The following is a 26055-nucleotide window of genomic DNA, read 5'->3' on the forward strand; positions in this document are numbered from 1 at the left end:
CATGAGCAATCCGCGTCACAACATTCGCGAGGTGAGGGCGCCGCGCGGGACGGAGCTGAACGCCAAGGGCTGGATGACGGAAGCGCCGCTCAGGATGCTGATGAACAATCTCGATCCCGACGTTGCCGAAAACCCGAACGAGCTGGTCGTTTATGGCGGCATTGGCCGGGCGGCCCGCACCTGGGACGATTTCGACCGCATTGCCGCGACGCTGAAGACGCTTGATGAAGACGAGACGCTGCTCGTCCAGTCGGGCAAGCCGGTGGGCGTGTTCCGCACCCACAAGGATGCGCCGCGCGTTCTGATCGCCAATTCCAACCTGGTGCCGCACTGGGCCAACTGGGACCACTTCAACGAGCTCGATAAGAAGGGCCTGATGATGTACGGCCAGATGACGGCCGGCTCGTGGATCTATATCGGCTCGCAGGGCATCGTGCAGGGCACGTACGAAACCTTCGTGGAGGCAGGCCGGCAGCATTATGGCGGCGACCTTACGGGCAAGTGGATCCTGACCGCAGGGCTTGGCGGCATGGGCGGCGCGCAGCCGCTGGCGGCCGTCATGGCCGGTGCCTGCTGCCTCGCCATCGAGTGCGATGAGACGCGCATCGATTTCCGCCAGCGCACCCGCTATGTGGACGAGAAGGCGACCACCCTGGACGAGGCGCTGGAGATGATCGACCGCTGGACGAAGGCGGGCGAGGCGAAGTCCGTCGGCCTTGTGGGCAATGCGGCGGAGATCGTGCCCGAGCTGGTGCGGCGCGGCGTGAAGCCGGACATGGTGACGGACCAGACCTCCGCGCATGATCCGGTGAACGGCTATCTGCCCAAGGGCTGGACCGTGGCCGAGTGGCGCGAGAAGCGCGAGAGCGATCCGAAGGCCGTGGAGAAGGCGGCCCGTGCTTCGATGCGCGAGCATGTGGAGGCGATGGTCGACTTCTGGAACCAGGGCATTCCCACGCTCGACTATGGCAACAACATCCGCCAGGTGGCGCTCGAAGAGGGCTTTGAGAACGCTTTCGCTTTCCCCGGTTTCGTGCCGGCCTATATCCGCCCGCTGTTCTGCCGCGGCGTCGGCCCGTTCCGCTGGGCCGCACTTTCCGGCGATCCGGAAGACATCTACCGCACCGACGAGAAGGTGAAGGAGCTTCTGCCCGACAATGAGCATCTGCATCGCTGGCTCGACATGGCGCGCGACCGCATCGCGTTCCAGGGCCTGCCGGCGCGCATTTGCTGGGTCGGTCTGGGTGACCGGCATCGCCTTGGCCTCGCCTTCAACGAAATGGTGGCGAAGGGCGAGCTGAAGGCTCCGGTGGTGATCGGGCGCGATCATCTGGATTCGGGCTCGGTAGCGTCTCCCAACCGTGAAACCGAGGCCATGAAGGACGGTTCCGATGCCGTTTCCGACTGGCCGCTGCTCAACGCGCTCCTGAACTGCGCCTCCGGCGCGACCTGGGTTTCGCTGCATCATGGCGGCGGCGTGGGCATGGGCTTCTCGCAGCATTCGGGCATGGTGATCTGTGCCGATGGCACGGAAGATGCGGCGCGCCGCCTTGAGCGGGTGCTGTGGAACGATCCGGCGACAGGCGTGATGCGTCACGCCGATGCGGGCTACGACATTGCGCGCGACTGGGCGCAGGAAAAGGGCTTGCGGCTGCCGGCGATTCTTGGAAATTAATAACCGAACAATTCAGAGGGGTTTTCCATGAAAAGGCGTCAATTTCTAAAAGCGGCAGGTGTTGCCGGTGTGGCGACGGGCTTAGCGGCTCCGGCCATCGCACAGGACAAGATCACCTGGAAAATGGTCACGGCCTGGCCGAAGAACCTGCCCGGACCGGGCGTGGCGGCGCAGATGCTGGCAGACCGAATCACGGCTCTGTCCGGCGGCCGGCTGGAAGTGAAGCTTTACGCTGCCGGCGAGCTCGTGCCGGGCAATGGCGTGTTCGACGCGGTGTCGGAAGGCACGGCCGAACTCTACCACGCGGTTCCCTCCTACTGGGGCTCCAAGTCGCGCGGCATTCTGCTGTTCGGTTCGCAGCCTTTCGGTCTGCGCGCTGACGAGCAGCTGGGCTGGCTCGTGCATGGCGGCGGACAGGCGCTTTACGACGAAATGTATGGCCGTTTCGGGCTGAAGCCGTTCCTTTGCGGCAATTCCGGTCCGCAGTGGCAGGGCTGGTTCCGCAACGAGATCAACTCGGTCGACGATCTGAAGGGTCTGCGCTTCCGCACCACGGGTCTTGCGTCCGAAATGTGCGCCAAGCTTGGCATGGCCGTTCAGGCCATGGGCGGCGGCGACATGTTCCAGGGCTTGCAGTCCGGCACGATCGACGCCGGCGAGTTCATCGGTCCGTGGACGGATTCGGCGCTGGGCTTCTACCAGGTTGCCAAGAACTACTATTGGCCGGGTGTCGGCGAGCCGTCTTCGGCCGAGGAGTGTGCGGTGAACAAGGCGGCCTATGATGCGCTGCCGGAAGATCTGCAGCAGGCCGTCGCCTATGCCTGTGAATCGCTCTACAATCCGGTCTGGACCGAATACACGACCAAGCATGCCGCAGCGCTGAAGCAGCTCGTGGCAGAGCAGGACGTTCAGGTGAAGAAGCTGCCGGATGACGTGATCGTCGCCATGGGCAATGCCGCAGGCGAAGTGATCGCGGAACTGCGCGAAGACGATGACGAGCTGGTCAAGCGCATCGTCGAGAGCTTCCTCGGTTACCGCGAAGGCATCGCCGAATACATGGTCTACGCAGACAACGGGCAGATGAACGCCCGTGCGATGGACTACAAATACGGCGGCTGACAACACGACCGGGCCGGGCTCGCGCTCGGCCCGTTTCTTTCGGGGAACGCTCGGCATGCTTGAGCTTGCGGACAAACTTGACCGGATCAACCGGGCAGTGGGCGCTGTTGTGCGCTGGCTGGCGCTGGCCATGGTGCTGGTGCAATTCGGCACGGTGGTGCTGCGCTATGTCTATGGCGTCAGCTTCATCTTCATGAACGAGACCGTTCTCTACCTGCACGCAGCACTGTTCATGCTGGCCGGAGGCTACACGCTTCTGGTCGACGGGCATGTGCGCGTGGACATTTTCTACGGGCTGTTCGGCCCGCGTGGCAGGGCGCGCATCGATATTTTCGGTGCGCTGTGCTTCCTGATGCCGTCCATGTTCATGATCGCCTGGTTCTCCTGGCCTTCCGTGCGCAATTCCTGGTCGATCATGGAAGGAGCCATCTCGGTGGGCGGCATTCCCGCCTCCTTCCTGCTCAAATCGCTGATCCCGGCCTTCTGTGCGCTGCTCATCATCCAGGGCCTTGCCTGCATCCTGCGCGATCTCGCGCGTCTTCGTGAAGAAGCCCCCGCCGCATGACCTTACCGCTCGACATCCTCATGTTTGCGGCGCTGATCGTCGCCATTCTGATCGGCTATCCCGTTTCCTTCATGCTGGCGGGCACGGCGGCGCTGTTCGCCTTTCTTGGCTGGATGACCGGCCAGTTCGATGTCGGGCTTCTGGGCGCGCTCGGGCAGCGGGTTTTCGGAACCCTCACCAATGAGGTTCTGATCGCCATTCCGCTGTTCGTTTTCATGGGCGTGGTGCTGGAAACGAGCCGCATCGCGGAAGAGCTTCTGGAGACGATGGGCCGTCTCTTCGGCGGCATACGCGGCGGTCTCGGCGTTTCCGTCGTGCTGGTCGGTGCGCTTCTGGCGGCCTCGACCGGCATTGTGGGCGCAACCGTGGTGGCGATGGGCCTGATAGCGCTGCCGACCATGGTGCGCAACGGCTATGATCCGAAGCTTGCTTCCGGCGTGGTTTGCACCTCCGGTACGCTGGGCCAGATCATTCCGCCCTCGACGCTGCTCATCATCCTCTCCGACGTGATGTCGACCGCCTATCAGCAGGCGCAGTATGAGCAGGGCAAATTCACCATCGAGACGATCTCCGTCGGTCAGGTTTTCGCCGCAGCCCTTCTGCCAGGCCTGACGCTTGTGGCGGTCTACATCGCCTATCTGATGACGCGGGCAGCCCTGAAGCCGGACAGCGCTCCGGCGCTGGTTGCGGCCGGCGACCGGCCGAGCAGGCAGGAGGTGCAGCGCGCCGTTCTGCCGCCGGTTCTGCTCATCGTTGCCGTTCTGGGCTCCATCCTCGGCGGCATTGCAACGCCAAGCGAGGCGGCAAGCGTGGGCGCCATTGGCGCATTGCTACTCGCCGGTGTGCGCAGCGAAGGAAATGGCCGTCTGATCGTTCTGGGCGCGGCGGCGCTGGGTGCTGTCGCGGTGCTGGCCGGTATCTTTCCGGTGCGCCTGCAGCGCAGCGATGTGGGCCTCTTCGAATGGCTCATCGCGGGGCTGACAACCGGGCTTCTGGCGCTCGGCGTCCTCGCCATCGTCATTTCCATCGGCAAGGCGCGCCAGCGCGGCATTCTCACGCCGATTGTCACCAACACGATGACGGTGACGGCAATGATCTTCGCCACCATTCTCACGGCCAGCGTGTTCTCGCTCGTGTTCCGTGGACTGGGTGGTGATGCGCGGGTCGAGGACATCCTGCACTCCATGCCCGGCGGTCCGCAGGGGGCGCTCATCTTTGTGATGGCGATGATCTTCGTGCTCGGCTTTTTCCTCGATTTCGTGGAAATCTCGGTGATCGTCCTGCCACTGGTCGCTCCCATTCTGATCCTGATGGGACATGACCCGCTCTGGCTCGCGATCCTGATCGCGATCAACCTGCAGACGTCATTCCTGACGCCGCCCTTCGGGTTCTCGCTGTTCTATCTGCGCGCGGCTGCGCCAAAGGAAATCACGACGGGACAGATCTATCGCGGCGTCATTCCCTTCATCATTCTGCAGCTCGTGGGCATGGGCGTTATCTGGCTTCTGCCGTCGATTTCCACATGGCTTCCGGCGCAGATATTCTGACGCGAATATCTGCTTTTATTTATCTTAATGATTGTATTAATGCTGCGCGTATAAGTAGAGAATTTATGTAAAGCGTCGGTTACAATTCTATTTTATTCAGAATTGAAATCCCTTCGTCATATACATATGCTGATACTGTTTTTGTAGGTGAAGCCCTAATATTGTTGCTTATAAGCCTTTCAGAATGGGGGGTGCTGCACGGCGTTGCGATTTCATGGCGCGACCGGGGCTCGCGAAACTGTTTTGGAGAATTTGCTTATGGCCGAGCTCGCTGCGTGTCCCAAAGAACAGCTGCGTGAACGCGAAGACGCGTTCCATATCCAGCGCGTGGAACGATTATGGAGCGGGGGCCATCTCCTGAGGGGGCGTGAGCCGGGCAGCGGCGACCTCCAGCTCATGAGCAATGATTATCTTTGCATCCAGAACGAGCCGGCGCTGAGAGAAGCGCAGGCCGAGGCCCTTCTGAACAGCAAGACCGATCTGCTGATGTCGAGCGTCTTCACCATGAAGGGCAGCCCGATGCAGCAGCTGGAGGCGGCGTTCGCCGATTACATGCAGGGTGAAGAGGCGATCATCTGCCAGTCGGGCTTCACCGCCAATGTGGGGCTGCTTCAGTCCATCGCCAGCCCTTCGGTTCCGGTCTATCTGGACATGAATGCGCATGCGTCCCTTTGGGAAGGGGTGAAAGCAGCGGGCGCGCGTGGCATTCCCTTTCGCCACAACAGCCCGGACCATGCCGAGCGCCTGATCCGGCGGTATGGGCCTGGTGTGCTGGTGGTCGACACGGTTTACAGTACGGACGGAAGCCTCTGCCCGCTGGCCGCAATCGTGGATGTCGCAACGCGCACGGGCTGTGTTCTCGTTGTCGATGAATCCCATTCGCTTGGCACGCACGGTCCCGGTGGTGCGGGGCTTGCCGTGGCGCTGGGACTGGCAGACCGGATCGACTTTCGCACGGCCTCTCTGGCCAAGACGTTTGCCGGCCGCGCCGGACTGATTGTCTGCTCACGCCGCTTCAAGGAGTATTTTCGCATGGAGTCCAACCCCGCGATCTTCAGCTCCGGACTGCTGGAGCATGAGTATGTCTGGTTCCTGGAAGCGCTGGCGCTGATCCGCAGGGCTGATGATCGCCGCGAGCGCCTGCGCGAGGTGTCGGACATCGTGCGCTGGCGGCTGGACGAGCTTGGCTTCGATGTGGGCGGCGGCACGGAGCAGATCATCGCGATTGAGAGCGGCAATGAGCCGGACACGCTGAAAATGCGCGATGCACTGCAGGGATCGGGTGTGTTCGGCGCGGTTTTCTGCCCGCCAGCGACGCCGCGCAACCACTGCCTGGTGCGATTATCGGTTCATTCGGGACTGACGGATGAGGAAATCGACACGCTGACGACGCGCTGTGCAGACGCGTTGAAGTTGCTGAAAGAAGTGATGGCATAGGCGCTTTCAGGTGCGGCGCGCTCTGGCTCAATCGTTGTGGCGGCGGTTGATCCAGAGGGCTCTGGTTGCCGAACCACAGCTTGACAAGCGGGGCTTTCATCATTGATGAGCCGATAAACCAATTATAAGGGAGCGACCCACCGATGCTGAAAACGCCCTATCTGCTGTTTCTTGGAGATGCGCCGGACGCGCTGACCGCAAAGGTCGCGCAAGGCATCAAGGACTGGCGACCCGAGTTTTGCGTGGGGCAGTTGCGCCTTGAGGGGTGCAAGGCTGATCTGGGTCTCAAGGACATGACCATCGCGGAAGCCCGGGAAGCCGGTGCGCAGACGCTGGTTGTGGGCGCGGCCAACCGCGGTGGTGTGATCTCGCAGAGCTGGGTCGCGACGCTGGTGGAAGCTGCCGAAGCGGGCATGGACATCGCCTCCGGTCTGCACAATCGCCTGACGGCGCAGCCCGCCCTTGTGGCGGCGGCCGAAAAGGCCGGCACCCATCTTTATGACGTGCGTGTGCCGCAGGAAGAATACCCGATTGCCGATGGCAAGAGGCGCGCGGGCAAGCGCTGCCTGGCCGTGGGCACCGACTGCTCGGTCGGCAAGATGTACACCGCGCTCGCCATGGAGCGCGAGATGCACAAGCGCGAGATGAAGGCCTCGTTCCGGGCAACCGGCCAGACCGGTATTCTGATCACCGGTTCCGGGGTGCCGCTCGACGCGGTCGTTGCCGATTTCATGGCCGGTTCCGTGGAGCACATCACGCCTGACAATGACGCCGATCACTGGGATCTGATCGAAGGGCAGGGCAGCCTGTTCCATCCCTCCTTCTCCGGCGTGACGATGGCGCTGATCCATGGCGGTCAGCCGGACGCGCTGGTGCTGTGCCACGAGCCGACCCGCACCCACATGCGCGGCCTGCCGCACTATCAGCTACCCACGCTTGAGGCGCTGCGCGACCTGTCTCTGGAAACCGCGCGCGTGGTCAATCCGGACGTCAAGGTGGTGGGCATCTCGGTCAACACCGCTGCCCTCAACGATGCGGAGGCGAAAGCCTGCCTCGAGGAAATCGAGAGCCGCATGGGGCTGCCGACCATCGATCCGTTCCGCCAGGGTGCTGGCCGTCTGGTCGACGCGCTGGACTGATCCTGACCGATCTTTAACGACGTGGCAGACAGGGCTGTTGCCTTGCCTGCCATGACGCTTCACTGTGGCCATCCCGATGCCATGCACGGGATTGGTGAGACAGTGGGGCAGACATGACCGATACCTTGGAGCAGGGCGACGTGCGCGTCTGGCATTCATTCTCCGTTCTGGGGCTTTGCCTTGGAACACTGCTTTTCGCAGCATCGCTTACGCCCACCCTGCTGCCGCGGGACTTTCTGCTGCAGGGTGTTCTGTCTGGCGTTTCGGCAGCGGTTGGCTATGGGTTGGGCGTTTTCTGCGTCTGGCTGTGGCGCTATCTGGAACTGCCGGAGCCGCCGCGCCGTCCGCGCATTTATGGCAAATTCGCCATGGCCGCGCTGTGCGTGGCTGTCGCCATCTTCTTCCTCTGGAAAGCGGCCGAATGGCAGAATTCCATTCGTGCGCTGATGCAGCTTGAGCCGGTTGATACCGCGCATCCCTTCAAGGTGGGCGGCATCGCGCTGGTTCTGTTCCTTCTGTTTGTCGTGATGGGGCGTGGCATCGGGCGTGCTTTCACCTTCATTTCAGGCCGGCTGAAGCCTTATGTGCCGCGCCGCGTGGCCAATGTGATCGGCATTGTCATTGTCGGTCTCGTGCTGGCATCGCTGGTCGACCGCGTGCTGCTGCGCTATGCGCTGCGGGTTGCCGATTCCGCCTATGCGGAGCTCGATGCGCTGTTTGAGGACGGTATCGAGCAGCCTGAAAGCGGGCTGCGCACGGGCGGGCCGGGATCGTTGATCCCATGGGACACGCTGGGGCGTACCGGACGCCAGTTCGTTGTCGGCGGTGACAGCAGGGAAGCGATTGCTGCGTTTACCGGTCGCGAGGCGCTGGAGCCGATGCGCGTTTACGTGGGGCTGCGTTCGGCGGAGACTGCAGATGAGCGCGCCGAGCTGGCGCTGGAAGAGCTGAAGCGGATCGGCGCGTTCGAGCGCAAGGTCATGGCGGTGGTGGCGCCCACCGGCACTGGCTGGATCGACCCGGAAGCGAGCGTGACACTGGAATATCTGCATGGCGGCGACACGGTGATGGTCGCGCAGCAATATTCTTACCTCACGAGCTGGCTTTCGCTGCTGATCGAGCCGAGCTACGGGGCGGAAGCTGCGCATGCGCTGTTCCGCAAGGTCTATGGGCACTGGACCACATTGCCGAAAGACGACCGGCCGGAGCTTTATCTCTACGGTTTGAGCCTTGGCGCACTGAGTTCGGAGCAGTCGACCGAGATCTACAACATTCTGGCGGATCCCTTCCAGGGGGCGCTGTGGGCCGGGCCGCCCTTCAACAGCCGCCTGTGGAGCAACTTCACCCGCGACCGCAACCCCGGCACGCCGGCCTGGCTGCCGCGTCTGGGGGATGGATCCGTGGTGCGCTTCACGGCGCAGAAGAATTCGCTCGACATTCCCGGCGCAAAGTGGGGTCCGCTGCGGATCGTCTATCTGCAATATGCGAGCGACCCGGTCGTCTTTTTCGATCCGCTGGCCTGGTATCGGCGACCGGCATGGCTGGTGGGGGAGCGCGGGCCTGACGTTTCGCCGGACCTGCGCTGGTATCCGATCGTCACCTTCCTGCAACTTGCGCTGGACATGGCGATGGCGACCACGGCGCCCATCGGATACGGGCATCTCTATGCTCCGCAGCATTACATCGATGCGTGGGTGGCCGTGACCCAGCCGGAAGGCTGGTCGCCGGCGGAGATCGAGCGTCTCAAGGAAAAGCTGAAGAAGTAGGCCCTGGAGCACTTCCAGGAAAAGCGGGAGCGCTCCAGCTGCGGGCCTGCGGGCAGGCCCGCGCTTTATCGCGTGCGCTGGAGGATCAGCTCGTGGCCATTGCAACGGCGCGCTTGGCCATGGCAACGACCAGGCTGGCACGGTATTCGGCCGATGCGTGGATGTCGGTCATGAGATCGTCCGCAGGGACGGACACGGCCTCGAGCACCGATGCGCTGAACTCGGCGGCGAGTGCGGCTTCGAGTTCGGCGCTGCGGAAAACGCCGTCATCGCCGGCCCCCGTTACGGCCACACGGACCGCGCCGCCATCCACGGCAACGAAGACACCGGCCATCGCATAGCGCGAAGCGGGGTTCGGGAACTTGGCGTAGCCGGCCTTTTCCGGCGCGTCGAAGCGCACGGCGGTGATGATCTCGTCTTCTTCCAGCGCCGTTTCAAACAGGCCGGTGAAGAAGTCTTCGGCGGCGATTTCGCGGGTGCTGGTGACGATGGTGGCGGGAAGCGCCAGCATGGCCGCCGGGTAGTCTGCCGCCGGATCATTGTTGGCGAGCGAGCCGCCAATCGTGCCCATATGGCGCACCTGCGGATCGCCGATGAGACCGGCCAGATGGCAGAGCGCCGGGCAGGCGGCTGCGATGTCGGCGCTGGCGGCGACCTCGGCATGGGTGACGCCCGCACCGATGGTGACGGTCTTGCCGGCAACGGAAATCGCCTTCAGATCGGCGATATGGCGCAGGTCCACGAGGTCGGACGGAGCGGCGAGCCGCGTCTTCATGGCCGGGATGAGGGTCTGGCCGCCGGCGATGAACTTGCCGTCTTCCGCCGCCTTGAACAGCTTGAGGGCTTCTTCGAGGGAGCCGGCGCGGTGATAATTGACGTCATACATGGTCGCTCTCCTCGCTCAGGCGGCTTTCGTGGAACCGGTCTTGACCGCTTCGGAAGCGGCCATGATGGCCTTGACGATGTTGTGGTAGCCGGTGCAGCGGCAGATATTGCCTTCAAGCTCTTCGCGCACGGTTTCCTCGTCGAGCCCTTCCGGGTGGCGGCGAATCATGTCCGTGGCGGCCATGATCATGCCGGGCGTGCAGAAACCGCACTGAAGGCCGTGATGCTCCTTGAACGCGGCCTGCACCGGATGCAGCACATCGCCTTCGGCAAGTCCTTCGATGGTGGTGATCTCCGCGCCTTCGGCCTGCACGGCGAGAAGGGAGCATGCCTTGACTGATTTTCCGTCCAGATGGATCGTGCAGGCGCCGCATTGCGAGGTGTCGCAGCCCACATGGGTGCCGGTCAGCCCCAGCGTATCGCGCAGGAACTGAACGAGCAGGGTTCGACCTTCGACGCTGCCCGAGACCTTCTGTCCGTTCACCGTCATTGTCACATTCGTCATGGGTACCTGCCTACTGGAATTTTCGGTGGCTATTGTGATGATCGCCAACTTAGCGAATGCAGCAGCGGTGTCCATGCCTGCCGTGTGAAAGAAGGGGCCGGACGCCGCTGCCACGGGTACTTTCTACTGGCTGTGCTCCCCGCCGTTTCCGCGGATTTGCGCGGGAGGTCTGCGGCTTTCGGTCAGCGTCCTCTTCGGGTGTAGTCTACACCTGATCTTGTTGACGGTTGCGCCGCCTGACGGGAACTTTTTCCTGTCGGTCAGGTGGATGTAGGTCACCACATGGGCACGCCATGGTGTGTCGGTTCTCACATGCGTGAGGTAACTGTTGGTCCTGCACTGATACGCATTTGCGTCGGCGTGGGCATTCACGGGCAGAAACGCCGCTGCAGCAATTATAATTGGTGCAAAATTTTTCATAGTATATTCCTCCAATGCGCAACTTAAAAGTCATATCTATTTGTTTATCAAGTAATTTGTATTTATACTTAAAATGATTTACTGAATTATTGTTTGTTAACTATCAAATCTACATGGCTTGTTTTAGGTTGCTCTGATAGTGCCATTTCCGCTTGATCTCCTGGGAGATTGCCGCTATCAGGACGCCGCTTGCTGCCTTGGTGATTGCGGACCGAAAATGTCCCTCTCCAAACGGCGTTCTAGCTCGACAATTGGGTTGCGAAAGCTCGCAGAGGCGGGTATGTGCACTGGGAAAGTGCTTCGCGCCGCAATTGTCCAGAGCGGATGGCGAAGCAAGCTGGTCATGGCGGGGTTCCGACCATGGCGAAAGGGCCGCTTTAGCTCAGTTGGTAGAGCATCGCATTCGTAATGCGGAGGTCGTCAGTTCGAGTCTGACAAGCGGCACCACTCTCTCTCTCTCCACTTTGGAAGATGACCACCCGGGCTTGAGTGCGCGCCCCGCGTGCTGTCGGAGCGCGCGTGTTCGTGTTCCTCAGTCGGCTTTGTCGCCCTGCAGGCGGCGGTTCCAGCTCTCGACCTTGCCGGATTCAAGGCGTCGCTGCGCATAGCGCCGCCAGCCATCGGGCAGCTTCTCCAGCGCGGCCATCTCTTCCAGCTCGCTGCGGTCGAGCGTCTTGACGTAGAGCGTCTGCCAGAGCCGTTTCAGCGGCCATTCGGGCAGGGGGCGTTCGATCCGTTCAAGCGCGTCGCCCGGCGCTACCTGACCTTCCTGCAAGACCCGGTAATACCAGCCGGTGCGGCCGCTTTTCTGTACCCTGAGCGCCATGTCCCTGACGCCGAAGCGGCTGTTCAGCTTCCAGCATGGCTGCCGTCCCTGGGATACTTCAAGAATGGCGTTGCCGAGGCGAAACACATCGCCCAGCGCCACGGTCTCTTCATTGAGGCCAAGGGTTGAGAGATTTTCGCCAAACGCGCCGGGGCTGTCGAGAAGGGTGTTGTCACCGATCTCTTCCCGCCAGGCGTCATAGTGATCGCGGGGATAGTGGTGAACGGCCTTTTCGGAGCCACCATGATGTTTGGTGTCTGCCTGATTGTCGCCGATGAAGCCGGTGTGGCTGAGGAAAAGAGCCCTTTCGACGGGCTTCTTGTCGATGCCGCTTGGCGCCTGCTTCTCTCCAAGCGGCGCGATTTCGCCGATCAGGAGGGCTTTCAGTGGGGTGTTTGTCGCGTGGGGCACGTGGTTGCCTCCTGAGTTTGGTGTCCTGGAGCATCGGATCGAAAAGATGTGCTTCAGGTCCGGTCAGTACATAGAGGCGGAAGAGGCCGGCGTTGTGAGCCAGTTTAGGGTTTCATGTGAACTAGCGTGTTGACGCAGTGTTTCAGAACTAAACCCGGTTTTGAAATTGCAGTTTGCCATAGAATGTTTGCGATAAACGCATGTTTATCGTTGCCTGTCGAGCGTCAGTGTTGCTAGTTTTGGTTCCCTTTTTCCGAAGGGTTCAACATCACACCAAGGGGGGAGAATGGCAGGCGCGGGTATACTCAAGCGGCAAGGGCGCAAGACGCCGCCTGTTTCAACCGCGCTGTCCCGGGGACTGCGCCTTCTCTCCGTTTTTGCCGAAGCGCCCGTCTGGATGAGCAATTCCGACATTGTCGAGCGCACGCATCTGCCGGCTGCTACCGTTGCACGATTGACCAAATCCCTCGCGTTGATGGGGCTTTTGCATTACAGCGCCAGCCGTCGTCGCTTTCGCCTGGCTCCTGGGGTTGTGCGGCTTGGATATGGTGCGCGCAGCGAAGCGCAGATCGTCGAGCTGACGCGCCCCTATCTGCAGGAGATTGCGGACAATTTCCGGGTTCACACCGCTCTTGCCGTAATCGACGGCACCGACGCGCTGCATCTGGAAGTGTGCCACAGCAGCGCCACGCTGGTCACGTTACGCCTGGAGGCCGGCTCGCGTATTCCGCTTGCCGCCTCGCCCATCGGCCACGCGCTGATTTCCTGTCTTGAAGAAACACAGCTCGGGCACCTGATGGCGGCTTTAGAGCGGCATCACGGTGGGGACTGGTCGCACCTGGCGCAGCATGTCGAGCAGGGGCTCTCGGAGATAGAGGAGCAGGGCTTTGCGCTGTCGCTGGGCAACTGGCATGAAGATGTGCATGGCGTGGCGGTGCCACTGCGACCTTCGGGCCAGCTGAACGCGATGTCTATCGCCTGCGGTGCGCCCCGCGCCCATACGCCACCATCGCGTCTCAGGGAGCTGGGGCAGGAACTCCTGCATCTGTCTGCTGCCTTATCGACCCGCGCCCAGAACACCCAGTTTCACCAGCACGCCGTCTGAGGCGAGGCCCTGCCGACGTCAGGCGTGTCCGCCTGACGCAGAAACCGATGCCGTTTCAGGAATCTTCCAGATAGCGCACGCCAAGCGTGGAGCATTTGCGCTGGATCAGCTCGACGGCCGCCAGAAGATCCTTGACCGCCGCTGTCGTGTCCTGGCTGGCGCTTGATCCGGTGGGAACGGCAAGCTCCAGCGCCAGAACGGCATTGCTGAGATGGAGCGGCGCGCCGAGCAAAAGCAGATCGCATTCGGGAAGCGGCGTCCGGAAGCACCCTGATGCACAGAAGAACGCAAAGCTCTCTTCGAGCGCCCTGGTTTCGACCTCGTTGTAGCCGCGCTCTGCAATCGGTTCGTCTGCTGCATTGTGCATGGTGAAGAGCAGGGCGTGTCCGCCCGCCGTGAATTGCAGGGGGTATGTCGAGCCCACATGGCATTCATGGGCATTCTGGCGGGTCGGGCCGCTGCAGGTGACCAGAAGAAGGGCTTCGTCACGGTCCGCCACCACGAGCGTTCCGATTCCGTCATGCTGGTCGGCAAGCGCCTGAAGAACGGGGCGGACGATGTCGGTAACGGGCGTATCGCCAAGAAATTTCTCTGAAAGGGTTCCAGCCATTCTGCCTGGCTGGAAGCGTTTGGCGAACCGTGCGGGTTCGACAAAACCGTGCATTTCCAGCGTTTTCAGAAGTTTGGCGGTCGTGTCGCTTCTCAGGGAAAGGCTCTGTGCCAATTCCTCACTGGTCATCGGACCTTCGTCGGAGAGACGGCGAACCAATTCCAGACCGTTCTGCAATGCGACTGTGCTGCTATTCCCGTCTTCTATCCGTGCTTTCACCGTATGCTTCGCCTTGATGTAGGGCCCCCACGCCTTTTTAAGTGAAAGATCGCCGGTATATCAATATGTTGAGGGCTTCTGACGGTGTGCCAGGCGGCATTCTCTCCAAAATGTGATCAAGGCTGGGGCAGGACTCCTTCCGGTGCATTCCGCTTGAAGGCGATGCGGAGGCAGCGCTATGTCTGCGCTGAGGGGCATATGGGCAAAGGAGGGGCATTTGACCGGAACGGTTTGGGAGCGGCTTGAAGGTTTCCGCTGCACGCTGGGCGAGGGGCCGACTTATGACCGGCACACGGACACGGTCTGGTGGTTCGACATACCCGGCAGGGTGTTGTTTGAGCATTGCTTTACAGGCGGCGTAACGCGCCGGCATGGCTTGCCCGAACTCTCCAGCGCGCTTGCGCGGATCGACAGCGAGCGGCAATTGCTGGTGACGGAGAGCGGTCTTTACCTGCGCAGCATCGCCGATGGCAGTCTCAGCCTGCACATGCCGCTGGAGGCAGATCAGCCGCAGACCCGCTCGAACGATGCCCGCGTGCATCCGTCCGGCGCCTTCTGGATCGGCACGATGGGCAAGGACGAGAAGGAAGGCGCGGGCTCGATCTACTGGTATCGCAAGGGCGCGCTGCGCCGCCTCTTTTCAGGCATCACGGTCAGCAACGCGATCTGCTTTTCGCCGGATGGCTGCCTGGGTTATTTCACGGATACGCCGACCCGGCAGATCATGCAGGTCGCGCTCGACGCGGGGACCGGTCTGCCCATTGGCGCGCCAACGCCATTCGGCGCACCTTTCGAGGACGGCATGCCCGATGGCGCGGTGGTGGATGCGCAGGGCAATCTCTGGGTGGCGTGCTGGGGCGGGCACGGGGTGCAGGTCTACGCGCCAGATGGCGCATTTCTTCGCAAGATCGCGCTGCCGGCCGCCCTGACCACCTGCCCGGCCTTTGTCGGGCCGGAGGCGGAGCGCCTTCTCGTGACATCGGCCTCGGTGAACATCGACCCTGAAAGCCCCGGCGCGGATGCGGCCGGGGGCGTGTTTCTTGTCGATCTGGGTATGCCGACGGGCAAGTTTGAACCCGACGTTCTGATCGGCTGACGCTGGTCTGACCGGCTGACGCCAGCGGGGGCTGAAGTTAGAGCATTCCCGCTTTTCCTGGGATTGCTTTAGTAGCCGCTGAGGCTTGGCAGCCAGGTCGACAGCGCCGGGATGAAGGTCAGCGATAGCAACACGATCAGATGCACGATCAGGAAGGGCGGCATCTCGCGGATCATGTCGCTGACCCGGATCTTCACCGCTGACGACACGACGAACAGCAACGCCCCGACCGGGGGCGTCAAAAGCCCCAGCGTCAGGTTGACGATCACCACGATGGCGAAGTGGATGGGGTCGATGCCCAGCGAATAGGCGATGGGGCTGAGGATTGGCACGAGGATCATGACGCCCGGAAGCGGGTCCATGAACAGGCCGAAAGCCAGGAGCAGCACGTTGACCGCCAGCAGGAACACGATGGGGCTGAGGTCCCATGCCACGATGGTGGCCGCGATGCTCTGCGGGATGCCCTCGATGATGATGATCCAGGCGAAAGCGCGGGCCGCTGCCAGGATGAGCAGAATGGCGACGGTGACGAGCGCGGAGCGATAGATGATGTCCGGCAGGTCGCGTATCCGCAGCGAGCGGTAGACGAACATGCCGCACAGAAGGGCGTAGAACACGGCCACAACCGAGGCTTCGGTGGGCGTGAACATGCCGCTGCGAATGCCGCCGATGATCAGCACGATCAGGAAGATTGCGGGCAGTGCCTGAAAGCTGGTGCGCAGCATCTCGCGCGCGGAGGGGCGCGGGGCGCTGCTCTTGAAGCCACGCTTGCGGCAGACATACCAGTTGGTCGCGGCCATCGCGAGCGAGATCACGACGCCGGGAATGAGGCCCGCCATGAACAGGGCGATCACGGAAACCCGCTCGTCCTGCATGGCGTAGAGGATCATGATGATCGATGGCGGGATGATGGGGCCGACCACCGAGGCCGACGCCGTGAGGGCGCTGGCATAGGACTTGTCGTACCCGTCCTTCTCCATCATGCGGATCATCATTGCGCCGGGGCCGGCGGCATCGGCGAGCGCGGAGCCGGAGATGCCGGCGAACATGGTGGACGACACCACATTGGCGTAGCCCAGCCCGCCACGCAGATGGCCGACAAACTGCGAGGCGAAACGCAGCAGGATCTGCGTCATCGCGCCGCTGGACATCAGCTCGGCCGCCAGAATGAAGAACGGCACCGCCATGAGCGGGAAACTGTCCAGCCCCGAGAACATCTCCTTGACGATGACGATCTGCGGATAGGTGCTGCCGAGGCTGATCGCGGCCCAGACGGCAAGCGCCAGCGCGAAGGCCACCGGCATGCCGATGATGAGAAGGAGGAAGAAGGATGCAAAGAGGATCAGCGCCACGGCCGTCTAGTCCCGGTTGGCTGCGATATGGGTGTCACCGCTCTCGGCGAGCGCGGCGGATGGGGTGTCGGTCTCGATGTCGACAAACCGGTTTTCCATCACGAAGGAGCGCGCGACCAGAAGCAGATGCACGATGAGCAGGCTGAAGCCGATCGGCATCGCGGCGTAGATGTAACGGAAGGAAACGCGGGTTGCCGGCGTGAGCTGAAAACGGGCGCGCTCCATGTAGTTCAGGCCCATCCAGATCATGAGCGAGAAGAAGGCCAGAAGCAGAAGCAGGATGAGAATGCGCACTGCGCGCTGGCCATACTTGCCGAGCATTTCCTGAAAATTGCTGATCGCCACATGGCCACCGGTGCGCAGGGCAAGGCCGGCGCCGATGAAGGTCATCCAGATCATCAGGTAGCGGGCGACTTCCTCGGACCAGGTGATCGAGTAATTCGTCAGGTAGCGCAGCGTAACATTGGCGAAGACGATGACCGCCATGGCGCCGAGAAGCAGCACCAGCGCCCACTTGTTGAGGGCAACAAAATATCGCTCGAACGTTTTCACCGATCTTCCCCGCCTGGCGGCCGGTTGCGCCGCAGCCCGTTGAACGGGCTTTGTTTAGCCCATCCCCACGAGCGGTGGGAACCGTCTGGCCCGAAAAATTACATTCTGAAACAGAATTCGGACGGCGACCACGGGGCCGCCGTCCGGACGTGATGGCGCGAAGCGCTTATTTCGTCGCGATGATCTGGTCGATCAGCGCTTTGTCATACTGTTCGTAGTACTGCTCATAGGCAGGCTGGACGGCCTGCTGGAAGGCGGCCTTCTGCTCGGCGGTGAGTTCGCCGACATCCATGCCTTCTTCCTTGAGCTGTGCGACGCCGGAGGTCTCGACATTGTCGACAAAGGCGCGCATCGCCTTTGCGGCTTCGGTCGCACCCGTCTGGAACGCCTGCTTGTCTTCGTCAGACATGCCTTCCCAGAGCTGCTTGGAGACGAGCAGCATGGCCGGCGAATAGACGTGACCGGAAAGCGTCAGATACTTCTGGACCTCGGAGAGGTTGGTCGACGTGATGACGGAGAGCGGGTTCTCCTGGCCGTCGATCGTGCCCTGCTGGAGGGAGCTGATGACTTCCGGCCATGCCATCGGGGTCGGCGCGGCGCCGAGCGTTTCGAAGGCGGTGATGTGGATCGGGTTTTCCATCGTGCGCAGCTTCAGGCCGGCGACGTCTTCGGGCTTGCCGATCGTGTTGCGGTTGTTGGTGATGTGGCGGAAGCCCTGCTCGCCCCATGCAAGCGCAACCAGGCCGACATCATCGAACTTGGCCAGGATGTTCTGGCCGATCTCGCCGTCGAGCACGTCGCGTGCGTGATTGAGATCACGGAACAGGAAGGGGATGTCAAACACGCCGGTCTCGGGCACGAAGTTGCTGAGCGTGCCGGAGGAGACGATGGTGGCTTCGATCGTGCCGATCTGCAGGCCTTCGATCACTTCGCGCTCACCGCCGAGGCCGGAGGAGGGGAAGTGACGGAAGGAATAGCGGCCATCAGTCTTGGCTTCGACTTCTTCCTGCCATTTGTCGGCGGCGACGCCGTAATGCGAGTTCGGCGCAAGCGCGTAGCCGAGCTTGATTTCCTGCTGAGCCTGCGCGGACTGCGCGCCAGCCAAAATGCCCAGTGCCGTAGCGAACGCTGCCGCAGACGCAAGATTTCTTGCGAAAAGTTTCATCACTCTCTCCCTTTATGGAATTTCATTGCGATTGTTTTCTCCCATTCGCCCAAAGGATCGGGCGTGTCAAACCCATTCGGTCCCCAATTATTCAATCTGACACTGTTCGCCGGGGCGGCGGGATTTGCGGAAATGGCCATGTCCCCCTTGCGATTGTCCGCGCCGCTGCATCGCCGGACCGAGCGCCGGCGGCGCTGTTCCGGGACCCGTCCTCAAGCGCCGTTTCAGGCGATGCGCCACCATCCGGGCCGAGGCTATGGGTGTTTGTGTGATATGAGAAATATATATATCGTATTGAATTAAGTTGCTTTGCAGATGAGAAGCGCATGGACATCCGCCAGATACGGCACTTTGTCAGCGTTGCCGAGGAACTGCATTTCGGTCGTGCCGCAGAACGTCTCGGCATGACCCAGCCACCTCTCAGCCAGAGCATTCAGGCGCTGGAGGCGGAGCTCGGCCTGCCGCTGTTCGAGCGCACGAGGCGCAGCGTGGCGCTGACGCCCGTGGCGCGCGAGTGGCTGCCGCATGCGCGGCGTGTGCTGGAGGAGGCCGGCGATTTGCCGCAGGTGGCGCAGCGTCTGTCGCGCGGCGAAATCGGCACGGTGCGGCTCTCCTTCATCAGTTTCGTCAGCTACAGTTTCCTGCCGGAGCTGGTCAGCCGCTTCAAGGCGCGGTTTCCCGAGGTGGAACTGGTTCTGAGCGAGGCCACGAGCGATGTGCAGATCGCCGAACTGCTCGACGGAACGCTGGATGCCGGCATCGTCATCACCCCGCCGCGCGGTGCGCTGCATTCGCCCCTGCGCTACCGCCCGGTGGAAAAGGACAGGCTGGTGGTCGCCGTGCCGGAGGAGTGGGTGATCTCCGGTCGCGTGCGGCCCCGTGGCGGCAAGCTGGACTTTGCAGCCCTGCGCGACCTTCCGGTCATTCTCTTTCCCCGGCATGGCGCGCCGGTGCTGCACGATCTCGTGACCCGCTATTATGCGGAGCGGGGCGCTGCGCCGCTTCCGGGGCAGCAGGCCATGCAGATGCAGACCATCATCAATCTGGTCTCCGGCGGGCTTGGCGTCGCCTTCGTGCCGAGCACGATGCGGCGAATGGTGCGACCGGGTGTTGCCTATTTCCGGCTTGCCGGCGTGCAGCCTGAAATCGAAATCGGTTTTGCGTGGCGAGAGGCCGGTGCCGGCGCGGCGCTGCAGCATCTGGCGGAAATCGTGGCCGAGATGTTTCCGGCACAATGAGCTTGCAAAAGCCCCGCCCTTCCTCAAGATCGCGCGCATGAAACAGAATTCTTCCGACAATCGCATGGGCCCTGGGGGCCCTGGGGGCCATGGGGGCCATGGGGGCTTTCGGGGCTTCGGCCGACCGGTCTGGTTCGTCGCCGCGTGGTTCGTTCTGGCGCTTGCGACCATTGCCGCGATTGCCGCCAATGAGCGCTGGCGGCTGCTCTCGGAACTCGATGATGAGAGTGCGGCGCTGCATCGCCTTGCCTCGCAGCGGGCCGGTCAGCACGACGCGCACATGACGGCGCTCTCGGCGGTGGCGCTTGCCGGCGGTGAAAGCGGGTTCGATCTCTTTCTCGACGTGGCCAATGCGCTCCGCCGGTTCTATCCACGCATTGAGGCTGTCGATCTCGTGCCCGTGGATGAGGACGGCAAAGGCGTGACGACCCGCGGCTCAGCCGATGCGGCGGTCGATGCGGCGATCCGCGCAGCGGTTCAGGCAACCGATGGGTCGCTGGTTCTGGGGCCAATGCCCGGCGGTGCGCCGGGGCACTATCTTCTGGTCAAGCGCAGCCCGAACAACGATGCGGCGATCTATGGTCTGGGTCTTGAGATCGACGCGCAGGGACTTCTGGAGAGTGATCGCGACTTTTGGCAGACCGCTTCGGCAAGCCAGTCGCTTGTCTTTCCCGATGGCGCGCTTCTGATCGGCGATGAAATCGTCGGGCCACCCGCTTTCGAGAGAACGCTGGGCAGCGCCTCGCAGCCGCTTGTGCTGCGCACGGCAGTCACCCAGCACATGGCGGCGCTGTTCCCCATGTCGAAGATCGTTCCGGCGCTGATCGTGATGTCGCTGCTGTTCCTGGCCGGTCTGGCGCTGTGGCAGCAATGGGCCGGGCGCATGCAGGCGGAACGTGCAGCGAAGCTCTCTGCGCGCGAGACGCGGCTGGCCCATGCGTCGCGGGTCAATTCGCTGGGCGAGATGGCAAGCGGCATCGCCCATGAGCTGACCCAGCCGCTCACCGCCATTCTGACCCAGGCGCAGGCAGGCCGCCGCCTGCTTGGCAAGGGCGATACGCAGGCCGTGGCGTCCGTGCTGGACGAACTTGTCGCGCAGGCACGGCGCGGCGCGGACATTCTCTCGCATCTGCGCCAGTGGATCCGTCCGCCGCGCGGTGAGACCGGCATGACCGACCTGAATGCGGCCATCGGCGGCGTTGAGGCGCTCCTTGCGCCCGAGGCGCGCAAGCGTTCGGTGAAGCTGAAGCTGGACCTTGCCGATGAGGCGCTGGCCGTGCGCGCCGACCGGACGGAGCTCGAACAGGTGATTTTCAATCTCGTGCGCAACGCCTTTGAGGCGCTGGAAGAAACGCAGGACGGGCAGGTGAGCGTCACAAGCCGTCGCGAGGCGGGGCTCGCCATTCTGGACGTGTATGACAATGGGCCGGGCGTGGATGAAGCGCTGGCGGGGCAGGTGTTCGAGCCTTTCGTGACCGGCAAGGAGCAGGGCACCGGGCTTGGCCTCTCGCTCTCGCAACGCATCGTCGAGCGCATGAATGGCGAGATCGAGCTATTGCCCTCGCAAGGAGGCGCCCGCTTTCAGGTGCGCCTCCCTCTGGCGAGCCAACGGCACGAGATCAAGCACGATGACGGGAGGGTTTCGGCATGAGTGGCAGGCCGGTCTATCTGGTGGATGACGACGAAGCCGTGCGTCGCGCTCTGGTGCTGCTTTTGAACACGGTCGACGTCGACGTGAAATCGTTTCCCGACCCCGAAAGTTTTCTGGCCGCGCTCGGCAAGCTGCCGCCCGGCTGCCTCATCTTCGACATTCGCATGCCCGTGATCTCGGGTCTGAAGCTTCAGGAGCGCCTGATCGCGCAGGGCATAGACTGGCCGACCGTGGTGATCAGCGGCCATGGTGATATCGAGGCCTGCCGCCGGGCTTTCCGCAATGGCGCGGTGGATTTTCTGAGCAAGCCCGTCGATGAGCAGGATCTGATCGACGCCATCCAGAAGGCGCAGGACATGCTGGACCGCTCTGAGCGGGAAGCGGCCGAACACGCCGAAACGGCGGATCTTCTGGCGAGCCTGACGGGCCGTGAAAGCGAGGTTCTGGAGCGCATTGCCGGCGGCTTCACCACCAAGGAGATTGCCGCTTCCATGGCCGTTTCGCCACGCACGGTGGAAAGCCATCGCGCTTCCATCGGCGCAAAGCTCGGCACGACATCGGCGGCGGAAATGACGCGGCTCTGGCTGCAGGCGAACAGGCATCCGTAGAACTACGGAGCCCCCCGCCAGCGCTACCGATGCGGTGGAGCGGGGCAGATTGCTAGAAACGGATCATCCAAACCCAAGGAGTTCCCGATGATCCGTTCGATTGTTCTTTCCGCCTCGCTTCTGGCCGCGACCGCCGTTTCGGCTCAGGACCTGCCCACCGCTCCCTACCTGCCGCTCGACATGGCGCAGAAGGCTGCTCAGGCTGCACTCGACGCCTGTGCCGCTGAAGGTTACGCGGTGAGCGTTGCCGTGGTGGAGCGCAGCGGCGCAACCAAGGTTCTCGTGAAAGCCGACAATTCCGGCCCGCACACGACCGGCAGCAGCGTCGGCAAGGCCTTCACCTCCGCAAGCCTTGGCCGCGACACGGCCGGTCTGGCCAACTTCATCGGTGAGAACCCGCAGAATGACGGCCTGCGCGACATGGATTCCCGTCTGGTGATCCAGGCCGGTGGTCTGCCGGTGCGCATCGGTGGCGCTCTGGTGGCGGGCATCGGTGTCGGCGGCGCGCCTTCGGGCGACATTGACGCCACCTGCGCCCGCGCCGGTCTCGACGCCATCGGCGCCGAATAATCACCCCTACGGGTTGAACAGATGAGGCGCGGCCTTTCGGTCGCGCCTCTCTTCGTTTCTGCCAGCTGGTTTATTGATGGAGCATCGGAATGATCCGAAAACCGGACTCCATTTTTCGGTCCGATGCTCTGGCCTATTTGGGCAGTCGCACGGTGAGCGCCGGATTGTGCGGGAAGAAGTTGTAGGGCTTCAGCGTGATGCCCTTCCACATGGTCGACATGACCGGCCAGTCCTCCATCTGCGGCACATGATGGAACCCCATCGTGTACCAGGTCACGATGTCGGTGTTGTCGATGCTGCGGTCCTGCTTCACCCACTCGGCGAGCGTGTCCGACCCGTCGCTCTGGAAAGCGTATTCGCCGCCGGCATAGCGTTCGTTTGCCGCATAGGGCGTGTTCCAGAACGTGTAGTCGATATAGGCGTTGCGCTTTGCGGGCGGATCGTTCTCCGTGTCCAGCGGGCTGTAGGCGACGCTGTTCTGCGGCAGGATCATGTAGCCCGGCGCATGGCCGACGCCGATTTTCCGGCCCATGTTCATGATGTGATACATGGCCGGCGTTGCCGGGTTCACGCGATAGCGCGCTTCCATTTCGGTCTTCGGCATTGTCGCCTCGGTCACCCACATGGAGCGGCGCGGCACGCCATCGGGCATGTCGCCCTTCACGAGGCCGGTGCGCATGAAGACATTGTCCTGACCGTCAATATCGAAATCGAGCCGGAAGTTGAAGAAGTGGTCGTGGTTGGGTGCAACCAGATTGGGCACGATCAGCGTGCCGTAGCGGGTTTCCTGTTCGGCGGTTGCATCCTCCATGGAGGTAGAGGCAACGCCCTTCACCGCATCGAGGCCGGTTGCGCCGACCATCACGCGGATGCGCCCGTTCTGCTCGAACACATAGTCGATGAGGTAGTCGTAATTGCCCACCTGTGAGGCGGAACGCACCACCAGCTCGCTTGCCGGGCGGCCTTCCGCCGGCACGGACTGTTCCTCGCTCTGGGCGAAGATCTCGTAATGCCGCCAGACGGGGTCGCCGATATTGCGTTCGAAGATGCATAACGCATCCGGAATTTCGATCGGGTTGCCCAGATCGTCATGCACGGTGGCGGGCAGGAAGCGCGCATAGGCGGGGCAGTCCACGCCCGCGCGCAGCGGGCTCAGGAAGATGCCGAAACCATATTCGCCGCTGTCCATATAGGTGCGCCAGTACCAGCCTTCGTCCGGGTCCATATAAGGCACGAAGACTTCCGACAGATGGGCCTGATAGAGCACAGAGCGCCAGTCGTCGCGGTCATTGACCTCGATGTTGGACAGAACCACGCCGGGGCGCTTGTCGACGCGCCAGCGGAAGCGCCAGATGTCCCAGTTCACCATGCTGCCGTCGATGGTGAAATTGGGATCGCCTTCCTGGCGAAGCGTGGCGGGATTGCTTTCGGGCCGCAGCGCGCCCGTGCGCGCCTCGACCTCATCTTCCATGTAACCCCAGGTATCCTGCGGCACCGGCACGACGCCATTGTCGATCACCTCGACCACGGATTTGCCGGCGAGATCGACCACGGCGTAAAGCCCCTCGATGGGCTTGGCGTAGAAGTTGGAGCCGGTCGGATTGACGTAGCAGGGCACCTTCATCAGGCGCTGGCCGGCTTCCGCCTCCATGTCGAACGAGCCGGCCGTGAGCGGCAGGCAGAACACGTCGCCGGGCTCCAGATCGCGCTTTGCGAGGGCGGCGACGAAGTTTTCGTCGGAAAGGGCCAGATCCATGGCCCCTATGAATTCTTCCAGAAGCACCATGTGCTGGCCGCCAATGGCGCCGAAATCGCTGATTTCTCCGGAAACGAGATTGACCTCGGCCTTGTAGGTCTCGTCGCCCGAGATGACATGGACGGTGGCGGCGCGTGGGCCTTCATCGCCTTCTTTCCAGGCAAGCACTTCGGCCTTTTCCGGTTCTTTCAGCTCGATCAGCGGAAAGCGGGCCTCGTCGGAAATCCGGTCATCGGATTTCATGATGGTGACGACCTCGGCGATCTCCTCTTTCGACAGGCCGTCCAGTGGGTGAGCCAGAGCGCCGCCGCATAAGACGGTGAGCGCCATGGCCGCGCAGGTGGCGGATAAGTGTCTCTTCATCGTGTCTCCTCCTCTTGAACCGTGCCGTTACATGATCAGGGTCTGGCCGACGGTGTTCTCCATCAGCCCTGCCTCGGCGAACTGCACGCCGACGCCGGATTGCTTGATGCCGCCAAAGGGGGCGTTGGGCTGGATCATGCCGTGCTTGTTGATCCATGCGGTGCCGCATTCGAGTTGCAGCGCCAGCGCCTTGGCGCGTTCGGTGTCCTGCGACCAGACGGAGCCGCCAAGCCCGTTCGGATTGTCGTTGGCCCGTGCAATCACGGCCTCCACATCCGTGTAGCGGATGACCGGCAGGACCGGGCCGAACTGCTCTTCATCGACAAGGCGCATGCCGTGTTCGGCATCGGCGACGATGGTGGCGGGATAGAAATAGCCCGGCCCGCCGGAGGGCGCGCCGCCAGTGAGAATGCGCGCGCCGGAAGCCCTTGCCTCCTCGACCAGCTCTTTCACGCGCTCGAACTGCATGGCGTTCTGCACCGGGCCGAGCGCGACGCCGTCCTGCCGTCCGTCGCCCATGGGAATGGCGGCGGCCAGCGCCGAGAGTGCATCGCAGACGGCGTCATAAATGCTGTCATGCACATAGAGCCGCTTGATACAGGCGCAGGTCTGGCCGTTGTTAAGGAACGCGCCCCAGAAGAGCCCTTCGGCAACCGCCTGCGGATCGACATCGGGCAGCACGATGGCTGCATCATTGCCGCCGAGTTCCAGCGTCAGGCGTTTTACCGTTTCGGCAGCCGAGGCCATGATCTTGCGGCCGGTGCCGGTGGAGCCGGTGAACACCATCTTGCCGATGCCGGGATGGGCGGACATGGCCGCGCCGATTTCATCTGCGCCACACACGATGTTGACCACGCCGGCCGGCAGCACCTGATTGATGATCTCGACGAAACGGATCGTGGCGAGCGGTGTGTTGGGCGAGGGCTTGATGACCACGCAATTGCCGGCGCGCACGGCGGGAATGATGTGCCAGACGGCGATCAGCACGGGAAAGTTCCACGGTGTGATGGAGCCAACCACGCCGATGGGCTTGCGGTGCACCTCCACGCGGCCCTCATTGTTGTCCTGCAGGACGGAGACCGGCAGTTCGAGGCCTGCCGTGTGCCGGGTCCATGCGGCGGCAGCCCCGATTTCCCATTGCGAGCCGAAACCGCCAATGGGCTTGCCCTGCTCAGCCGTCAGAAGGGGCGCAAGCTCCGGGATCGCCTGTTCGAGCCGGTCTGCGATCTTCAGGCAGGCTGCCTGACGGTCCGCATCGCTGGCAGCCGCCCATGCGGGAAAGGCTGCGCGGGCGGCGTCCACCGCCGCTTCGAGATCCTCAACCGTGCCAAGCGGCATCTGGCCGACCGGTGTTCCGGTTGCCGGATCAAGCACGGGCTGGCCTCCCGCGGTTGGCGCGGGGCGGCCATCGATGATGTTCTGGAACGCATCTGCGCCTGTGGCTGTCGCGGTGTCTGCCATCGTCTTCCTCCTCC

General features: G+C 62.7%; 22 protein-coding genes and 1 tRNA gene. 14 read left to right on the forward strand and 9 right to left on the reverse strand.

Features of this window, described 5'->3' with window-relative positions; translation table 11 throughout:
• The first annotated feature begins 1 nt into the window (after position 1).
• The 7 genes from hutU to ACRTG1_RS18915 all read left to right on the forward strand — a co-directional run bounded on the left by hutU (position 2) and on the right by ACRTG1_RS18915 (position 9248).
• On the forward strand, positions 2-1675 hold the full coding sequence (hutU, locus tag ACRTG1_RS18885; RefSeq protein WP_432516825.1) for a urocanate hydratase: 1674 nt from the start codon (positions 2-4) through the stop codon (positions 1673-1675).
• A 27-nt stretch (positions 1676-1702) separates the two neighbouring features.
• The gene (locus tag ACRTG1_RS18890; RefSeq protein ID WP_113153221.1) at positions 1703-2794 is read left to right on the forward strand and encodes a TRAP transporter substrate-binding protein; all 1092 of its coding nucleotides are present in this window, start codon (positions 1703-1705) and stop codon (positions 2792-2794) included.
• 55 nt (positions 2795-2849) lie between these two features.
• Entirely contained in the window at positions 2850-3359 is a 510-nt protein-coding gene (locus ACRTG1_RS18895; RefSeq protein ID WP_113153220.1) for a TRAP transporter small permease subunit, read from the forward strand.
• Complete coding sequence (locus ACRTG1_RS18900; protein WP_432516826.1) at positions 3356-4906, forward strand: TRAP transporter large permease; 1551 nt, start codon at positions 3356-3358, stop codon at positions 4904-4906. Before ACRTG1_RS18895 ends, ACRTG1_RS18900 begins: the two co-directional genes overlap by 4 nt.
• Before the next feature lie 258 nt (positions 4907-5164).
• The gene (cqsA, locus tag ACRTG1_RS18905) at positions 5165-6343 is read left to right on the forward strand and encodes an alpha-hydroxyketone-type quorum-sensing autoinducer synthase (RefSeq protein WP_432516827.1); all 1179 of its coding nucleotides are present in this window, start codon (positions 5165-5167) and stop codon (positions 6341-6343) included.
• A 143-nt stretch (positions 6344-6486) separates the two neighbouring features.
• A complete protein-coding gene (gene dgcN / locus ACRTG1_RS18910) occupies positions 6487-7482 on the forward strand; it encodes an N-acetyltransferase DgcN (RefSeq protein ID WP_206546147.1) in 996 nt (331 codons plus the stop codon).
• Positions 7483-7595: 113 nt separating this feature from the next.
• Positions 7596-9248, forward strand: a complete 1653-nt coding sequence (locus ACRTG1_RS18915; RefSeq protein ID WP_206546148.1) for an alpha/beta hydrolase — start codon at positions 7596-7598, stop codon at positions 9246-9248.
• A gap of 85 nt (positions 9249-9333) precedes the next feature.
• On the opposite strand, the gene ACRTG1_RS18920 is transcribed toward ACRTG1_RS18915, so the two are convergent.
• Positions 9334-10134 carry an FAD binding domain-containing protein gene (locus ACRTG1_RS18920; RefSeq protein WP_432516828.1) on the reverse strand — a complete coding sequence of 267 codons (801 nt, stop codon included), beginning with the start codon at positions 10132-10134 and terminating at the stop codon, positions 9334-9336.
• Between the two features lie 15 nt (positions 10135-10149).
• Positions 10150-10638 carry a (2Fe-2S)-binding protein gene (locus ACRTG1_RS18925; RefSeq protein ID WP_113153214.1) on the reverse strand — a complete coding sequence of 163 codons (489 nt, stop codon included), beginning with the start codon at positions 10636-10638 and terminating at the stop codon, positions 10150-10152.
• A 791-nt stretch (positions 10639-11429) separates the two neighbouring features.
• Here ACRTG1_RS18925 and ACRTG1_RS18930 point away from each other — a divergent pair.
• Positions 11430-11505 (forward strand) — tRNA-Thr (locus ACRTG1_RS18930).
• Between the two features lie 85 nt (positions 11506-11590).
• Here ACRTG1_RS18930 and ACRTG1_RS18935 read toward each other — a convergent pair.
• On the reverse strand, positions 11591-12295 hold the full coding sequence (locus ACRTG1_RS18935) for an MOSC domain-containing protein (protein ID WP_432516829.1): 705 nt from the start codon (positions 12293-12295) through the stop codon (positions 11591-11593).
• A gap of 286 nt (positions 12296-12581) precedes the next feature.
• On the opposite strand from ACRTG1_RS18935, the gene ACRTG1_RS18940 reads away from it, so the two are divergent.
• The gene (locus ACRTG1_RS18940; protein WP_206546150.1) at positions 12582-13400 is read left to right on the forward strand and encodes an IclR family transcriptional regulator; all 819 of its coding nucleotides are present in this window, start codon (positions 12582-12584) and stop codon (positions 13398-13400) included.
• Between the two features lie 55 nt (positions 13401-13455).
• Here ACRTG1_RS18940 and ACRTG1_RS18945 read toward each other — a convergent pair whose 3' ends face one another.
• Positions 13456-14229, reverse strand: a complete 774-nt coding sequence (locus ACRTG1_RS18945; RefSeq protein WP_432516830.1) for a MarR family transcriptional regulator — start codon at positions 14227-14229, stop codon at positions 13456-13458.
• A 217-nt stretch (positions 14230-14446) separates the two neighbouring features.
• On the opposite strand from ACRTG1_RS18945, the gene ACRTG1_RS18950 reads away from it, so the two are divergent.
• Positions 14447-15325: an SMP-30/gluconolactonase/LRE family protein gene (locus ACRTG1_RS18950; protein ID WP_432516831.1), complete on the forward strand. Its 879-nt coding sequence runs from the start codon at positions 14447-14449 to the stop codon at positions 15323-15325.
• Positions 15326-15393: 68 nt separating this feature from the next.
• Here the strand turns inward: ACRTG1_RS18950 and ACRTG1_RS18955 are convergent, their stop codons facing one another.
• The 3 genes from ACRTG1_RS18955 to ACRTG1_RS18965 all read right to left on the reverse strand — a co-directional run bounded on the left by ACRTG1_RS18955 (position 15394) and on the right by ACRTG1_RS18965 (position 18394).
• Entirely contained in the window at positions 15394-16677 is a 1284-nt protein-coding gene (locus tag ACRTG1_RS18955) for a TRAP transporter large permease (protein WP_113153208.1), read from the reverse strand.
• A gap of 6 nt (positions 16678-16683) precedes the next feature.
• Positions 16684-17229, reverse strand: coding sequence for a TRAP transporter small permease (locus ACRTG1_RS18960; RefSeq protein ID WP_206553887.1), 546 nt, complete (start codon positions 17227-17229; stop codon positions 16684-16686).
• A 166-nt stretch (positions 17230-17395) separates the two neighbouring features.
• Complete coding sequence (locus ACRTG1_RS18965) at positions 17396-18394, reverse strand: TRAP transporter substrate-binding protein (protein ID WP_206546154.1); 999 nt, start codon at positions 18392-18394, stop codon at positions 17396-17398.
• 326 nt (positions 18395-18720) lie between these two features.
• Between ACRTG1_RS18965 and ACRTG1_RS18970 the strand changes: the two genes are divergently transcribed.
• The 4 genes from ACRTG1_RS18970 to ACRTG1_RS18985 all read left to right on the forward strand — a co-directional run bounded on the left by ACRTG1_RS18970 (position 18721) and on the right by ACRTG1_RS18985 (position 22461).
• Positions 18721-19632: a LysR family transcriptional regulator gene (locus ACRTG1_RS18970; protein ID WP_206994899.1), complete on the forward strand. Its 912-nt coding sequence runs from the start codon at positions 18721-18723 to the stop codon at positions 19630-19632.
• 37 nt (positions 19633-19669) lie between these two features.
• A complete protein-coding gene (locus ACRTG1_RS18975) occupies positions 19670-21283 on the forward strand; it encodes a sensor histidine kinase (protein ID WP_432516832.1) in 1614 nt (537 codons plus the stop codon).
• Entirely contained in the window at positions 21280-21891 is a 612-nt protein-coding gene (locus ACRTG1_RS18980) for a response regulator transcription factor (RefSeq protein WP_299939133.1), read from the forward strand. The genes ACRTG1_RS18975 and ACRTG1_RS18980 overlap by 4 nt, the downstream gene beginning before the upstream one ends.
• Positions 21892-21978: 87 nt before the next feature.
• Positions 21979-22461: a GlcG/HbpS family heme-binding protein gene (locus tag ACRTG1_RS18985; protein WP_090328370.1), complete on the forward strand. Its 483-nt coding sequence runs from the start codon at positions 21979-21981 to the stop codon at positions 22459-22461.
• 133 nt (positions 22462-22594) lie between these two features.
• Here ACRTG1_RS18985 and ACRTG1_RS18990 read toward each other — a convergent pair whose 3' ends face one another.
• Positions 22595-24580: a tyramine oxidase gene (locus ACRTG1_RS18990; protein WP_432516833.1), complete on the reverse strand. Its 1986-nt coding sequence runs from the start codon at positions 24578-24580 to the stop codon at positions 22595-22597.
• Between the two features lie 27 nt (positions 24581-24607).
• Positions 24608-26041: an aldehyde dehydrogenase family protein gene (locus ACRTG1_RS18995; protein ID WP_432516834.1), complete on the reverse strand. Its 1434-nt coding sequence runs from the start codon at positions 26039-26041 to the stop codon at positions 24608-24610.
• Between the last annotated feature and the right edge of the window lie 14 nt (positions 26042-26055).

This window comes from Nitratireductor sp. PBL-C9, assembly GCF_050877045.1.
In the GTDB taxonomy this organism is placed as follows: domain Bacteria; phylum Pseudomonadota; class Alphaproteobacteria; order Rhizobiales; family Rhizobiaceae; genus Nitratireductor; species Nitratireductor aquimarinus.

Excerpts from the sequence above, each read along its gene's own strand:
- hutU (WP_432516825.1), top strand. The coding sequence starts at position 2 with ATGAGCAATCCGCGTCACAACATTCGCGAGGTGAGGGCGCCGCGCGGG.
- ACRTG1_RS18890 (WP_113153221.1), top strand. The coding sequence starts at position 1,703 with ATGAAAAGGCGTCAATTTCTAAAAGCGGCAGGTGTTGCCGGTGTGGCG.
- ACRTG1_RS18895 (WP_113153220.1), top strand. The coding sequence starts at position 2,850 with ATGCTTGAGCTTGCGGACAAACTTGACCGGATCAACCGGGCAGTGGGC.
- ACRTG1_RS18900 (WP_432516826.1), top strand. The coding sequence starts at position 3,356 with ATGACCTTACCGCTCGACATCCTCATGTTTGCGGCGCTGATCGTCGCC.
- cqsA (WP_432516827.1), top strand. The coding sequence starts at position 5,165 with ATGGCCGAGCTCGCTGCGTGTCCCAAAGAACAGCTGCGTGAACGCGAA.
- dgcN (WP_206546147.1), top strand. The coding sequence starts at position 6,487 with ATGCTGAAAACGCCCTATCTGCTGTTTCTTGGAGATGCGCCGGACGCG.
- ACRTG1_RS18915 (WP_206546148.1), top strand. The coding sequence starts at position 7,596 with ATGACCGATACCTTGGAGCAGGGCGACGTGCGCGTCTGGCATTCATTC.
- ACRTG1_RS18920 (WP_432516828.1), bottom strand. The coding sequence starts at position 10,134 with ATGTATGACGTCAATTATCACCGCGCCGGCTCCCTCGAAGAAGCCCTC.
- ACRTG1_RS18925 (WP_113153214.1), bottom strand. The coding sequence starts at position 10,638 with ATGACGAATGTGACAATGACGGTGAACGGACAGAAGGTCTCGGGCAGC.
- ACRTG1_RS18940 (WP_206546150.1), top strand. The coding sequence starts at position 12,582 with ATGGCAGGCGCGGGTATACTCAAGCGGCAAGGGCGCAAGACGCCGCCT.
- ACRTG1_RS18965 (WP_206546154.1), bottom strand. The coding sequence starts at position 18,394 with ATGAAACTTTTCGCAAGAAATCTTGCGTCTGCGGCAGCGTTCGCTACG.
- ACRTG1_RS18970 (WP_206994899.1), top strand. The coding sequence starts at position 18,721 with ATGGACATCCGCCAGATACGGCACTTTGTCAGCGTTGCCGAGGAACTG.
- ACRTG1_RS18975 (WP_432516832.1), top strand. The coding sequence starts at position 19,670 with ATGAAACAGAATTCTTCCGACAATCGCATGGGCCCTGGGGGCCCTGGG.
- ACRTG1_RS18980 (WP_299939133.1), top strand. The coding sequence starts at position 21,280 with ATGAGTGGCAGGCCGGTCTATCTGGTGGATGACGACGAAGCCGTGCGT.
- ACRTG1_RS18985 (WP_090328370.1), top strand. The coding sequence starts at position 21,979 with ATGATCCGTTCGATTGTTCTTTCCGCCTCGCTTCTGGCCGCGACCGCC.
- ACRTG1_RS18990 (WP_432516833.1), bottom strand. The coding sequence starts at position 24,580 with ATGAAGAGACACTTATCCGCCACCTGCGCGGCCATGGCGCTCACCGTC.
- ACRTG1_RS18995 (WP_432516834.1), bottom strand. The coding sequence starts at position 26,041 with ATGGCAGACACCGCGACAGCCACAGGCGCAGATGCGTTCCAGAACATC.